Origin of the sequence: Glutamicibacter creatinolyticus (assembly GCF_006094275.1) — a bacterium.
Taxonomy (GTDB): Bacteria; Actinomycetota; Actinomycetes; order Actinomycetales; family Micrococcaceae; genus Glutamicibacter; species Glutamicibacter creatinolyticus.
This window is the reverse complement of record NZ_CP034412.1, coordinates 2,524,022-2,537,249: the sequence shown is the minus strand read 5'-3', so window position 1 is coordinate 2,537,249 and position 13,228 is coordinate 2,524,022. Positions and strand designations below refer to the sequence as shown.

Annotated in this window: 12 protein-coding genes; 6 read left to right on the top strand and 6 right to left on the bottom strand. The window is 67.0% G+C overall.

All coding sequences use genetic code 11. The annotated features are described in order from the left end of the window. Window positions 1-5: 5 nt before the first annotated feature. From GcLGCM259_RS11665 to GcLGCM259_RS11650, 4 genes are all read right to left on the bottom strand, one after another. Window positions 6-2,039 carry a chorismate-binding protein gene (locus GcLGCM259_RS11665; RefSeq protein ID WP_138926687.1) on the bottom strand — a complete coding sequence of 678 codons (2,034 nt, stop codon included), beginning with the start codon at window positions 2,037-2,039 and terminating at the stop codon, window positions 6-8. Continuing rightward, the gene (locus tag GcLGCM259_RS11660; RefSeq protein ID WP_138926686.1) at window positions 2,026-2,535 is read right to left on the bottom strand and encodes a low molecular weight protein-tyrosine-phosphatase; all 510 of its coding nucleotides are present in this window, start codon (window positions 2,533-2,535) and stop codon (window positions 2,026-2,028) included. The genes GcLGCM259_RS11665 and GcLGCM259_RS11660 overlap by 14 nt, the downstream gene beginning before the upstream one ends. A gap of 79 nt (window positions 2,536-2,614) precedes the next feature. After that, window positions 2,615-3,232: a LysE family transporter gene (locus GcLGCM259_RS11655; protein ID WP_138926685.1), complete on the bottom strand. Its 618-nt coding sequence runs from the start codon at window positions 3,230-3,232 to the stop codon at window positions 2,615-2,617. A gap of 25 nt (window positions 3,233-3,257) precedes the next feature. Further along, entirely contained in the window at window positions 3,258-3,743 is a 486-nt protein-coding gene (locus GcLGCM259_RS11650; protein WP_138176764.1) for a MarR family winged helix-turn-helix transcriptional regulator, read from the bottom strand. 111 nt (window positions 3,744-3,854) lie between these two features. Here GcLGCM259_RS11650 and GcLGCM259_RS11645 point away from each other — a divergent pair, with 111 nt between their 5' ends. After that, on the top strand, window positions 3,855-5,975 hold the full coding sequence (locus GcLGCM259_RS11645; protein WP_138926684.1) for an MMPL family transporter: 2,121 nt from the start codon (window positions 3,855-3,857) through the stop codon (window positions 5,973-5,975). A 337-nt stretch (window positions 5,976-6,312) separates the two neighbouring features. Continuing rightward, window positions 6,313-7,776, top strand: coding sequence for a DEAD/DEAH box helicase (locus GcLGCM259_RS11640; protein WP_138926683.1), 1,464 nt, complete (start codon window positions 6,313-6,315; stop codon window positions 7,774-7,776). Window positions 7,777-7,928: 152 nt separating this feature from the next. Here the strand turns inward: GcLGCM259_RS11640 and GcLGCM259_RS11635 are convergent, their stop codons facing one another. Then, window positions 7,929-8,150, bottom strand: coding sequence for a hypothetical protein (locus GcLGCM259_RS11635; protein WP_138926682.1), 222 nt, complete (start codon window positions 8,148-8,150; stop codon window positions 7,929-7,931). Window positions 8,151-8,511: 361 nt separating this feature from the next. On the opposite strand from GcLGCM259_RS11635, the gene dnaK reads away from it, so the two are divergent. The 4 genes from dnaK to GcLGCM259_RS11615 all read left to right on the top strand — a co-directional run bounded on the left by dnaK (window position 8,512) and on the right by GcLGCM259_RS11615 (window position 12,547). Continuing rightward, complete coding sequence (gene dnaK, locus GcLGCM259_RS11630; protein ID WP_138926681.1) at window positions 8,512-10,362, top strand: molecular chaperone DnaK; 1,851 nt, start codon at window positions 8,512-8,514, stop codon at window positions 10,360-10,362. A gap of 13 nt (window positions 10,363-10,375) precedes the next feature. Further along, window positions 10,376-10,951, top strand: a complete 576-nt coding sequence (locus tag GcLGCM259_RS11625; protein ID WP_138176779.1) for a nucleotide exchange factor GrpE — start codon at window positions 10,376-10,378, stop codon at window positions 10,949-10,951. Window positions 10,952-11,039: 88 nt separating this feature from the next. Further along, the gene (locus GcLGCM259_RS11620; RefSeq protein ID WP_138926680.1) at window positions 11,040-12,020 is read left to right on the top strand and encodes a DnaJ C-terminal domain-containing protein; all 981 of its coding nucleotides are present in this window, start codon (window positions 11,040-11,042) and stop codon (window positions 12,018-12,020) included. A 158-nt stretch (window positions 12,021-12,178) separates the two neighbouring features. Further along, window positions 12,179-12,547 (top strand): heat shock protein transcriptional repressor HspR, encoded by a 369-nt coding sequence (locus GcLGCM259_RS11615; RefSeq protein WP_246049558.1) that lies wholly within the window; start codon window positions 12,179-12,181, stop codon window positions 12,545-12,547. Here GcLGCM259_RS11615 and GcLGCM259_RS11610 read toward each other — a convergent pair. Then, window positions 12,544-13,149: a GNAT family N-acetyltransferase gene (locus GcLGCM259_RS11610; protein WP_138926678.1), complete on the bottom strand. Its 606-nt coding sequence runs from the start codon at window positions 13,147-13,149 to the stop codon at window positions 12,544-12,546. The genes GcLGCM259_RS11615 and GcLGCM259_RS11610 overlap by 4 nt on opposite strands. Between the last annotated feature and the right edge of the window lie 79 nt (window positions 13,150-13,228).

Below are 13,228 nucleotides of genomic sequence, written 5' to 3'. Positions count from 1 at the left end.
CCGCCCTAGTGCGGGAAGCGCGCCCCCAGGGCGCTGAGCACGCCCACCGACTTGGTGCGCACCTCATCCCATTCCTCCTGCGGATCCGAGTCCGCGGTAATCGCCCCGCCCAACCCCAGACTCAGCTGCCAGGACCCGTCCCCAAGCCGGTCGCAGACCAGGGTGCGGATCACCACCGCCAGGTCGGCGCCGCCATCTGCGCCCAGGTAGCCCACCGCGCCGGAGTACAGTCCCCGCGCCCGGTTTTCCTCCAGCCGGTCCAGGATGTGCATGGTCGACAGTTTTGGTGCCCCGGTCATGGACCCGGGCGGGAAGGCCTCGCGCAGCGCCGCGGCGGCCAGCGCCGGTTCTCGCAGCTGCGCGTCGATGGTGGAGACCATCTGGTGCACCGTGGCGTAGCTTTCGATGGCGCACAGGCGGGTGACCGACAGCGTGCCGGGCACCGCATGGTGGGACAGGTCGTTGCGCAGCAGGTCCACGATCATGATGTTCTCGGCCCGGTCCTTGGGATGGGAGGCCAAATCCTCACGCAGCGCCGCATCGCTGGAGGGATCCTGGCCGCGCGGACGGGTGCCCTTGATCGGTTCGGCGCGCAGCTTGCCGGTGCCCGAGATGCTCACGAAGCGTTCCGGGGAGATGCTGGCCACCTCCAGGGAGCCCAGGCGCAGGTAGTGCGCAAACGGGGCCGGGGAGGATTCACGCAACCGGCTATACGCCTCGAAGGCGGAGAAATGCTCCACGGTGGCGCGCAGTTCGGTGGTCAGGCACACCTCATAGCTGTTGCCCTGCCAGATTTCGTGCTGCGCCCGACGCACCTTGTCCCGGTACTGCTCGGGGGTGTCGCGGCAGCTGAACACCGGCACCGGCAGCGGCCCGGGCTCCCGCACCTTGAGCTGCAGCCGCTGCAGACGGGCCAGGGTCGGCTCCAGCAGGTGGCCTGGGGCGCGCACGGTCAGCCGGGCGCGCAGGTGATCAACAATCAGCACGGTGTCCGGTTCAAAGAACTGCGCGTCCGGGCGCAGCGAACCATCGGGCAGCCGGGCCGCCACATCCGCCGCACCCACCTCGCGCTTGAGCTCATAGCCCAGGTAGCCCACCCACTGCGGGTCCGGGGCCGGCGGCTCTGCCGCGGGGTCAGGCTCCGCCCCGGGCCCGGTCTCCGAGGGCCAGATCCCGCCCAGGGCGGCAAAGAACTCGGGGCCCAGCCGGAGCATCGCGTTGCCCGAACGCAGCTCGGTGCCCTGCGCGGTGGCCGAAAGCAGCGCTGCCTCCGGTTCCTGGGCCAGGGCCAGCACCGTATAGCGGTTGCGGCCCAACGGGTCCTGCAGCCGGTGGCTGGTGGATTCCAGCAGTGCCGCATGCCGGCAGTGCTCGGCCAGCGACTCAAAGACGGCGGCCACATCCCCGGGCACCGGCAGCTCACGCTCATGGCGCACCGCGGCCCGCAGCCAGGTGGCGGGCAGCTTGACCCGTACCCGGGCGGGCAGGAACCGCGCCAGCCGGCGCAGCTGGTGCAGGGCAGCATCCTCGTCGGGGGCATCGGAGCGCAGGTGCACGTTGGCGGTGGCTGCCGGGTTTGCGGCGCTGAGGTAGTCCTGCTCCTGATCGGCCCACCGCGCCCAGTGCCGGGCGAAGACCTCCCCGTCGCGGCGCAGCGCGCGTTCCCGGCGTACCGTGGCCCCGGCCTGCAGCCAGATGCCCAGGTCAATCTCCGGTACCGCTTCGGCGCACAGGGCCCCCACCCCTTCGACGAGCACAATCTCGCTGGGGGTGAAGTGGATGTGTTCGGCCGCCGGGGCGTTGGCCTGCCAGTCCCAGCGCGGCCAGCTCACCGGCTGGCCCGCTCGGATCCGGCGCAGCAGCACGGCATAGCGCGTGCAGGTTTCCTGCAGAGAATCCCAGCCGTAGTACAGGTCCTCCAGGTGCAGGATGGAAACCCGTTCGGGTCCCCAGGCCGCGGCCAGGGCCGCAGCCAGTGAGCTCTTGCCCGCTCCGGAGCGCCCGTCCAGGGCGATGATCAGTGGTTTAACGGTTTCCACGGGAGGCGGTGTTGCTCCGAACGTAGTCGACCAGCGCCGGCAGGCTGGCGGCAATCATCTTCCAGGTTTCACGAAAGTCCGCGGCGTCCCCGTACCAGGGGTCATAGATGCCCTGCGCGTCGTGGGGCTGTGCGGCGGACTGCGGGTCAAAGGAACGCAGCATCCGCAGCTGCGGACGCCGCTCCTGGGCGATGTTCGACAAATCCGGGACCAGCGCCTCAAAGTGGTCGGTGTCCAGCGCCAGGATCAGGTCCACCGATCCCAGTTCCTCGGCCGTGAGCTGGCTGGCCACATGTCCCTCACCGCTCAGGCCGTGGGAACGCAGCGTCGCTTCGGCGCGCTGGTCAATGGGGTTGCCGATCTCCCCGTCGGTCACGGCCCGGGAGAACACCTCGACGTCGCCGATTCCCGCGTCCTCCAGGGCGTTCTTGAGCATGAATTCGGCCATGGGCGAGCGGCAGATGTTGCCCGTGCACACCGTCATTATCCGGAACATGAGACAAGTCTAGGGTGAATTGGCCGATACATTCGAGGGTGACGCCCCGATGCGCGCGCAACGAATCGACAACAATTCACTAGCGCGCCAGCACCAGCAGCACCGCAACGAAGATGAACAGCGTGCCAAAGACAATGTTCTGGATTCGCGCGCCGCGCACGGTGGCCGTAAATCGTTGGAAGGTGCGGGCCATGGCGGCGAAGAACAGGAACATCACCAGCACATCCACCAGGACAATGGTGGCCATGAACACCAGGTACTGGGGCAGCTGGGGCGCATCGGGCCGGATGAACTGCGGGGTCAGCGCCAGGAAAAACACGATCGCCTTGGGATTGAGCAGATTCACCAGCAGGCCTTGACGCACCATGTACAGCCGCCCGGCAGGCGCTGCGTCCTGCAGCTGTTCCGGTTGCGGACGAGCCAGCAGCATGCGCACCCCGAGGTAGATCAGGTAGCCGGCACCGGCATAGCGGATGACCTCAAAGAGCACCGGAGAACGGCTGACCAGCAGCCCCACCCCGGCCGCCACGATGGCCACGTGGATCAGCAGGGCCAGCTGTTGGCCGATGATGCCCCACAGCGAGCGGCGCCAGCCCACCCGAATCGAGTTGCTCATGGTGTTGATGGCCCCGGCGCCCGGGGTGAAGCTGATGACCACCGCGGCACCCAGTAGGGAGAACCAGAGGGGAAGAGTCACCGAAACAGCATAATCGCCGGAGCGACTAGGCGCGTTTTCGTGTGGGGATTTGTGACGCGGTGGCCTCGCGCACCTCGTCCACCCCGGCGGTGGCCTCGCGCAGGAATTGTGTGATCAGTTCGACCTGCTCGCTGGGATAGCCCTGGATGACCTGGTGCAGCTTGCGGGCCAGCGGGGCGAACATTTCCTGACCGCTGGATTGGGCGAGCTCGGTCATGGCGATGCGGATCACCCGCCGGTCGGCATCGGTGCGCCGGCGCTCAATGTAGCCCAGCCGCTCCAGCCGGTCGAGCATGGCGGTCGTGGCCGGTGCGCTCAGCTGTAGCTCCCGGGACAGATCCCGGGGTGAGGGCAGCGACCCGGCGCGCTGGTAGCGCATGATCACGCCCAGCGCGTTCATGTCGGTGCGGTGCGAGCTGTGGGCGCTGGCGGTGGACTCCACGTAGCGGTCCGAGGCCTGGGCGAACTGCTGCAGCTGCAGGACGAGTTCATAGGAAGGGGTGGGGTCCATAGGCACATTCTATAACCAATGATATAGTTCGATGATGGAATTAGTTTGACCCCTACGGCACACGCTCCGCGCACCGGGCGCGGCGCGGCCTCGACCCGAAGGAAACCGGCCATGGCATCCTCGAGAACCGGCGCACCACCTGCAAACGGCAAACCCAAAAACGGACTGCGCGCCCTGCTGGCCGCGGTGCTGGTCATCATCTGGTTGGCCGTCGCCGGCATCGGCGGACCGACCTTTGGCAAGCTGTCCGACGTGCAAAGCAACGACCAGGCCGCATTCCTGCCGGCCAGCGCGGAGGCCACCCGGGCCCTGGAATGGCAGGAGAAGTTCCGCACCAGTGACGCCATCCCCGCCGTGGTGGTCGTGGCCAACCAGGACGGGCTGGACGCCAAGGACGGCACGGCCCTGGCCGAAGAGCTGAAGTCCTTTGAATACCTCGACGGGGAGGTGACCGGGCCGTTCCTGGCCGAGGATGGCAAGGCGGTGGAACTGCTGGTGCCGATCTCCAGTGAGGTCAAGGCCGACGACGGGGTGGAGAGCCTGCGGGCGCTGCTCAACGGGCACCTGCCCCAGGGCGCCGAGGGCTACGTCACCGGCCCGGCCGGGTTCAATGCCGACCTGATCGAGGCGTTCGGCGGGATCGACGGCGTGCTGCTGGGCGTGGCGCTCAGCGCGGTGCTGGTGATCCTGCTGCTGGTCTATCGTTCCGTGCTGCTGCCCTTCACCGTGCTGCTGACCGCCATGGTCGCCCTGTGCGCGGCGATTGTGGTGGTCTACTACATGGCCGACGCCGGCTGGATTCGGCTGGATGGTCAGTCCCAGGGCATCCTCTCCATCCTGGTGATCGGCGCGGCCACCGACTACTCGCTGCTGCTGGTGGCGCGGCACAAGGAAGCGCTGAGCCAGGGCCAGTCGCGCTGGCAGGCGGTGGCCACCGCCTGGCGCGGCTGCCTGGAACCGATCATCGCCTCCGGCGGTACAGTGACCGTGGGCCTGCTGTGCCTGCTGTTCTCCGACCTGAACTCCAACAAGGCGCTGGGGCCGATCGCCGCCAGCGGCATCATCTTCTCCATCATTGCCGCCCTCAGCTTCCTGCCCGCGGCCCTGGGCCTGCTGGGCCGGGCCGCCTACTGGCCCTTCGCCCCCAAGCCGGCCGGCCACGCCCAGCACGCCAAGACCAGCGGCGGACTTTGGGCGCGCATCGCCTCCTTCGTTGACCGGCGCAGCCGTGTTGTGTGGATCGTGACCAGCGTGGTGCTGCTGGCCGGCGCGTTGGGCATGACCCAGCTCCAGGCCAGCGGGGTGCCGCAAAGTGACCTGGTCACCTCCCAGTCCGAGGCCCGTGACGGCCAGGAGGTGCTCGGTCGGCACTTCCCGGGCGGCAGCGGCTCCCCGGCGGTGGCCATCGTGGACGAAGCCGATGCCGAGGCCATCCTGAAGGATGTGAGCGCCCTGGACGGCGTGGATTCGGCCTACCTGCAGGCCGAGGACGGCGGCCCGGCCATGGCCGAGCGCGGCGCCGAGCCGCAGGTGGTTGAGGGCCGCTCCCTGATCTCCATCACCCTGGCCGACGCGGCGGACTCCGATCAGGCCAAGGACACCGTGCAGCTGGTGCGCGACACCGTGCACCAGCAGGACCCGGACGGGCTGGTTGGCGGCACCACCGCCACCCAGATGGACACGAACGCGACCGCCACCGCGGACCTGTTCAAGATCATCCCGCTGATCCTGGCCGCGATCCTGGTGATCCTGATGCTGCTGCTGCGCTCGATCATCGCCCCGGTGCTGCTGATCCTCACCACGGTGCTCTCCTACGGCACGGCCATGGGCGTCAGCGCCCTGGTATTCAACCACGTGTTCAACTTCTCCGGGGCCGACCCGGCGGTGCCGCTGTTCGGCTTTGTGTTCCTGGTGGCCCTGGGCGTGGACTACAACATCTTCCTGATGACCAGGGTGCGTGAAGAGGCCCTGCACCACGGCACCCTGGAGGGCGTGCGCCGCGGACTGACCGTGACCGGCGGGGTGATCACCTCCGCCGGAGTGGTACTGGCCGCCACCTTCGCAGCGCTGGGGGTCATCCCGATCATGTTCCTGGCCCAGCTGGGCTTCATCGTGGCCTTCGGCGTGCTGCTGGACACCCTGGTGGTGCGTTCCCTGCTCGTCCCGGCGCTGGTCCACGAGTTCGGGCGCATCATCTGGTGGCCCAGCCGGCTGCGCCACGGGGCGAAGTAGGCGCCCGGCTTCCGGGGCCAACGTGGTACACATCTCGGTCCTGGAAGCCGGCGGTATGCCGTAGACCACGGTCTGGGCGAGGCGGCGCTGGTAGGATTGAACGTTATGCGCCCCTGGCGGCCGGCCCCGGAAATCGTCCGGGTTGCCCCGCGCGGCGCATGCGTCGATTGATTAGATTTCCCACTGGTCCCGGGGCGAATCCGCCCGCGCGGCCACGCGTCGTGAACCCGGCCCTCCGCCGGCTTTGCACCTCGCGGCTGCGGACTTTCTCCTGCTTTCGGCGATCCCGTGCGCCGCACAGGCGGCGCATCAGCGAGTTCTAGAGAAAGTTCGTCTCATGACAGCATCCTTCAGCGCCCTTGGTGTGCCCCAGAACCTGGTTTCGGTCCTGCAGCAGCAGGGCATCGACTCCCCGTTCCCGATCCAGGAAGCCACCCTGCCCTCCACCCTGGCCGGTGGGGACGTGCTGGGCCGCGGACAGACCGGTTCGGGCAAGACCCTGGCCTTCTCCCTGCCGGTGGTGGCCCGCCTGGCCGCCCAGCCGCGCCGCCGCCGCGCGCGTTTCCCGCGCGCCCTGATCATGGCCCCCACCCGTGAGCTGGCCACCCAGATTTCCAAGACCATCGACCCGCTGGCCGCCGCCGCCGGGCTGCGCACCACCGTCATCTACGGCGGGGTCGCCCAGTCGCGCCAGGAAAAGGCCATGAATGAGGGCGTGGACATTGTCATCGCCTGCCCCGGACGCCTGGATGACCTGATGGGGCAGAAGATCGTGGACCTGTCCGAGGTCGAGGTCTCGGTGCTCGACGAGGCCGACCACATGGCCGACATGGGTTTCCTGCCGGTGGTGCGTCGCATCTTGGACCGCACCCCGCAGGGCATCCAGCACCTGCTGTTCTCCGCCACCCTGGACAACGGGGTGGACAAGGTGGTCAAGCGCTACCTGCACAACCCCACCGTGCATTCGGTCGATGCGCCGAAGGCCGCCGTGAACACCATGGAGCACCGCGTCTTCGTGGTGGATCCGGAGGAAAAGAAGGAGATGGTGCGTACCCTGGCCAGCGGTGTGGGCCGGCGCATCATGTTCATGCGCACCAAGCACCACGCCAAGAAGATGGCGCTGTGGCTTTCCAAGGCCGGCATCCCGGCCGTGGACCTGCACGGCAACCTGAGCCAGAACGCCCGTGACCGCAACCTGGCCGCGTTCTCCGACGGCTCGGCCAAGGTGCTGGTGGCCACCGACGTCGCCGCCCGCGGCGTGCACGTGGACGGGGTGGAGCTGGTGGTGCACATTGACCCGCCGGCAGAGCACAAGGCCTACCTGCACCGCTCGGGACGCACCGCCCGTGCCGGCTCCGACGGCACCGTGGTCACCATCGCCACCACCGACCAGCAGGGGGATGTGGCCCAGCTGCTCAAGCAGGCCGGACTGAAGGTTCCCTTTGAGAAGGTGGACCGTAATTCGCCGGCCGTGGCCGAGGTTGTTGGGGAAGTGGCCGAACTGGTGGCCTACGAGGCGCCGGTGAAGCAGCAGCCCAAGCGCCAGGGCCCCAAGACGGCGCAGGGCGCCCGCGGCGGCAACCGCCGCGGCAAGACCGAGTCCTCCCGCGCCTCGGGCACCCGCCGCTCCGGCGCCGGACGCCCCGAAGCCGGTGCGAACCGTGAGAAGTCCGCACCCAAGGACGGTGGGCGCAGCCGCAACACCCGCGGGGCCAGCGAATCCCGCCCGGCCGCCGGGGCGAACCGCAGTCGCTCGCGTCGTCCCCGCCGCGCCACTAGCCCGGCCACTAATTCCCGGTAGTTCACCGGCCGCACGCGCCAGGTCCAGATGGGTCCGGCGCAGCGCACAACGGAAGATCCACGGCTGGGACCACAGCCGACAAAGCCCGGCCACGCCATCGCGTTGCCGGGCTTTGCCATCCCCGCAGGAGCCGGATTGGGCCGCCGGGCGGCTCAGGGCTGCTTGCGCCCCCAGCGCAGGTAGCCCAGCGGGCCGGCGAAGTTGATAAAGGTTGCGGCCACCCACAGCTTCTTCGAGCCGTTGATCCGGTGCTGACCGCGCGCGGCCAGGTCGCGCAGCGCGATTCCCTGGAGCAGCAGCTGTACGGCGGCCAGGCCAACCAGCACCGCACGCCGGGCGGGGGAGAGATCCTTCCAGCGGTTCTTCGATTTCATCGGTGGCTTCCCTTCTTGGTTTTCGTGCTCAATTGCATTGTCCAATGCCCTGTTCTCCATTGTCCCGTGCAGTGCTGGTTCCCACGATCCGGCGGTAGATGGGCAGGCGGCAGGCCGCAGGCTGGGCGGGGAAACGAGCCGGGGACGGGCCTGGCAAAAAAATTTTCCAAAAAATCTTTCGCCACGGGGAATGATTGTGGCTCCGGGCCCGTTGAACATGACAGAACGCAAAGTTGAGTCACCATCACTCAAGTTTGATTTGACAGCGAAACGCTCGAGAGTAAACTTGAGTGCGGAACGCTCAACCGGGGTAAAACGCCCCAGCGTTAGTCAGTTTTAACCAAGGCAAAGGAGAGCCATTATGTCGCGTGCCGTAGGTATCGACCTCGGAACCACCAACTCCGTCGTTTCCGTTTTGGAAGGCGGCGAGCCGACCGTTATCGCCAACGCTGAAGGCAACCGCACCACCCCCTCGATCGTCGCCTTCTCCAAGAGCGGCGAAGTCCTGGTCGGTGACATCGCCAAGCGCCAGGCCGTGAACAACATCGATCGCACCATCGCCTCGGTCAAGCGCCACATGGGCACCGACTGGACCATCGAGATCGATGACAAGAAGTACACCCCGCAGGAAATCTCGGCCCGTACGCTGATGAAGCTGAAGAACGACGCCGAGTCCTACCTGGGTGAAAAGGTGACCGACGCGGTCATCACCGTTCCGGCCTACTTCAACGACGCCGAGCGCCAGGCCACCAAGGAAGCCGGCGAAATCGCTGGCCTGAACGTGCTGCGCATCGTCAACGAGCCGACCGCCGCGGCCCTGGCCTACGGCCTGGACAAGGGCAAGGAAGATGAACTGATCCTGGTCTTCGACCTGGGTGGCGGTACCTTCGACGTCTCGCTGCTGGAAGTTGGCAAGGACGAGGACGACTTCTCGACCATTCAGGTTCGCGCCACCGCCGGTGACAACCGCCTGGGCGGCGACGACTGGGACCAGCGCATCGTTGACTGGCTGCTGGCCCAGGCCAAGAGCAAGGGTGCTGACCTGTCCAAGGACAAGATCGCCCTGCAGCGCCTGAAGGAAGCCGCTGAGCAGGCCAAGAAGGAGCTGTCCTCGGCCACCAGCACCAACATCTCGCTGCAGTACCTGTCGGTGACCGCCGATGGTCCGGTGCACCTGGATGAGCACCTCTCGCGCGCCAAGTTCCAGGAACTGACCGCGGACCTGCTGGAGCGCACCAAGAAGCCGTTCCAGGACGTCATCCGCGAGGCCGGCGTGAAGGTGTCGGACATTGCCCACGTGATCCTGGTGGGTGGTTCGACCCGTATGCCAGCCGTGGCCGAACTGGTCAAGGAAATGGCCGGCAAGGAAGCCAACAAGGGTGTGAACCCGGATGAGGTCGTGGCCGTGGGCGCCGCCCTGCAGGCCGGCGTGCTCAAGGGCGAACGCAAGGACGTGCTGCTGATCGACGTGACTCCGCTGTCGCTGGGCATCGAGACCAAGGGTGGCGTGATGACCAAGCTCATCGAACGCAACACCGCGATCCCGACCAAGCGCTCGGAAACCTTCACCACCGCCGAGGACAACCAGCCTTCGGTGTCCATCCAGGTGTTCCAGGGCGAACGCGAGTTCACCCGCGACAACCAGGCACTGGGTACCTTCGAGCTGACGGGCATTGCCCCGGCTCCGCGCGGCATCCCGCAGGTTGAGGTCACCTTCGACATCGACGCCAACGGCATCGTGCACGTTTCGGCCAAGGACAAGGGCACCGGCACCGAGCAGTCGATGACCATCACCGGCGGCACCTCGCTGTCCAAGGATGACATCGAGCGCATGGTGCGCGAAGCCGAGGAGCACGCAGCCGAGGACAAGAAGCGTCGTGAAGCTGCCGAGACCCGCAACGCCGCCGAGCAGGCCGCCTACTCGGTGGACAAGCTGATCAAGGACAACGAGGACAAGCTGCCCGAAGAGGTCAAGACCGAAGTCCAGGCCGATGTGGATGCACTGAAGGCCGCCCTGGAGAAGCAGGACAACGACGACGAGGTCAAGGCCGCGTTTGAGAAGCTGCAGGCTTCGCAGACCAAGCTGGGCGAGGCCATCTACGCCAACACCCAGGCCGAGTCCGCAGCCGCAGGCGAGGGCGAAGCTCCCAACGCCGAGGAAGACATCGTCGACGCCGAGGTCATTGACGAAGACGAAGACGACAAGAAGTAGGGAGTAAGGGAACATGTCCGAGGCACAGGACCAGAACGCCAACTCCGGCCAGCAGCCGGAGAACCAGCAGGAGGCTGCCGAGGCGCAGCCGAACGCCGACGCTTTGGGTCAGGCCGAGGCGATCCTGAACGAGGCAGGCGTATCGGCTGAACAGTCGGAGCAGGACGAAGTGGGCGAGGTTGTCACCGAGCTGCGCAACGACCTGCTGCGGCTGCAGGCCGAGTACGTGAACTACCGCAAGCGCGTGGAGCGCGACCGTGAAGCCGTGCGCGACCAAGCGGTGCAGTCGGTGCTGGCAACCCTGTTGCCGGTGCTCGACGACGTGGACGCCGCACGCAAGCACGGGGACTTGACCGATGGGCCGTTCGCGGCCATCGCGAACAAGCTCGATGCGGTACTGCAGTCTCACGGACTGGAGCGTATCGACCAGGCGGGTGTGGAGTTCGACCCGAACGTCCACGAGGCGCTGCTGCGTCAGCCGGTTGAGGGGATCGACGCCGACCATGTGGGACAGATCCTGCGTATTGGATACAAGAAGGGGGAGCGCATCCTGCGCGCCGCCCAGGTGATGGTATCCACCGGCGAGTAGTCGCCGACAAATAACACATCGACACTGCCCACTGCCGAGAATCGACAGTGGGCAGTGTCGAACCGGCTGACGAAAGGTTGGAGGCCTGATGGCAAGTCAGGATTGGATCGAAAAGGACTTTTACGCGATCCTCGGCGTCTCGAAGGATGCCGACGACGCGGAAATCAAGAAGGCCTACCGCAAGCTGGCACGCAAGTACCACCCGGATACGAACCCCGGGGACGCGGCGGCCGAACAGAAATTCAAGGACATCTCCGAGGCGAACTCGGTACTGTCCGAACCGGAACAGCGCCAGCAGTACGATGCCATCCGCGCCATGGGGTCCGGGGCACGCTTCACCTCCGGCGCCGGCGCCGGGGCCCAGGGGGCAGGTTTCGAGGACATCTTCTCCAACCTCTTCGGGGGCGGCGGCGGGGCACGCGGCGGTGGACAGGTTCCCCCGGAGTTCGCGGACCTCTTTGGCGGTGGCGGCGGTTTCGGCGGCGGCGGATTTGGCGGCGGCTTCGGCCGGCAGGCACCGCCGCGCAAGGGCGCGGACCGCAACGCCAGCACCACCATCTCCTTCGCCGGCTCGATCAACGGCACGACCATCGGGCTGCGTGAACCCAGCGGCGAAGTGATCGACGTGCGCATTCCCGCCGGCATCCGCGACGGGCAGTCCGTGCGCGTGCGCGGCAAGGGGCAGCCCGGCCCGGCGGGCAACGGGGACCTGCTGGTGAAGGTCAAGGTCAGTGAACACCCGTTCTTCAAGCGCGACGGGAACAACATCCGCATCCACGTTCCGGTCAGCTTCGATGAAGCTGCCCTGGGGGCCAAGATCCAGGTGCCGACGCTGAACGGCGAAGAAGTCACCGTCAAGGTGCCCGCCGGTTCCAGCTCGGGACGAACGCTGCGCCTGAAGGGCCGGGGAGTGAAGACTTCCAGGGCCTCCGGTGACCTGATGATCGTCCTGGACGTGATGGTGCCGCAGAACCTGAGCGATGAAGCCAAGAAGGCCATCGAGCAGTTCGCCGCGGCCACGGCCGGGGATGACCCGCGGGCCGATCTGGCGGCCCGGGCACGGCTATAGCAAGGGGCCGGCAACCCATCCGCTGACGGGTTGCCGGCCGCACGTACATGTTCGGGCACCGAGTGGGGCTGCCCGAACCGAAAAGGTGGTAGGTGAAAGTGACCGGGGATTACATACGACCGGTATTTGTCATTTCGGTTGCCGCGCAGCTGGCTGACATGCATCCACAGACCCTGCGCCAGTACGACCGCATGGGCCTGGTCTCTCCCAGCAGGCAGGCCGGCAAGCAGCGGCGCTACTCGCAGCGCGATGTGCAGCTGCTGCGCCAGGTCCAGCAGCTGAGCAAGGAAGGCGTTTCGCTCGAAGGCATCCGGCGCATTCTGCAGCTTGAGGCCGAGGTGGACCAGCTGCGCCGGCAGGTTGGAGCCCTGCAGGAGGAGGTCTATGAGTTGCGCAGCAACCAGAGCCGCGTGTTTGCCGCAGGCACCATGGCCGGGGACATTGTCACGCTCAGCCGCGGCACCCGCCCGCAGCGCCGCGAACCACAGGTCACACTGTTCACTACCCGGCGCGCGATCGGTCCCTAGCCGGTCAGCCCGTGCCTGCGCAGGCGGGCCAGAAGGTTGGCGCGCACCGCCGGCCACTCGTGGGGCAGGATCGAGAAGACCACGGTGTCGCGCAGCGACTGGGTCGCCGGGTCAAACATGTGGCTGCGCAGCACACCGTCCTGCTTTGCGCCCAGCCGGGAGATGGCGGCCCGGCTGGCCTGATTGTGCCAATGCGTGCGGAATTCAACCGCGATGCACTTCAGATCCTCGAACGCCCGGCTCAGCAGCATGAACTTGGCCGCCGGGTTGATTCCCGTTCCCTGGGCCGAGGGTGCCAGGAACGTGGAACCGATTTCGACCCGTCGGTTCACCGCATCAATATTCATCAACGTTGTGGCGCCCACGGCGCGTCCCGAACGGGCATCGATGATCGCGTGCGGCGCCATCAGCCCCTGATCCTGGAGTTCCAGACGTCGTTCAATCTCAGAACCCACTGCGGTGGGGGCCGGGATCGAGGTAAACCACAACTCCTGCATGCCCTCTTCGGCGACGACCGCGGCCAGATCGTTCACGTGGGATGGAGCCAGCTGCTCCAAGCGGGTCTGGGCAAACTCCAGGGTGGGAGACGACGACAAATCCATGGTTGAACCTTAGCGCCACAGCCCTCCGGCTGCCCCATCCGGGTGGGACGAGGGCGAAAATACTTCCGCCGCGCCGGGC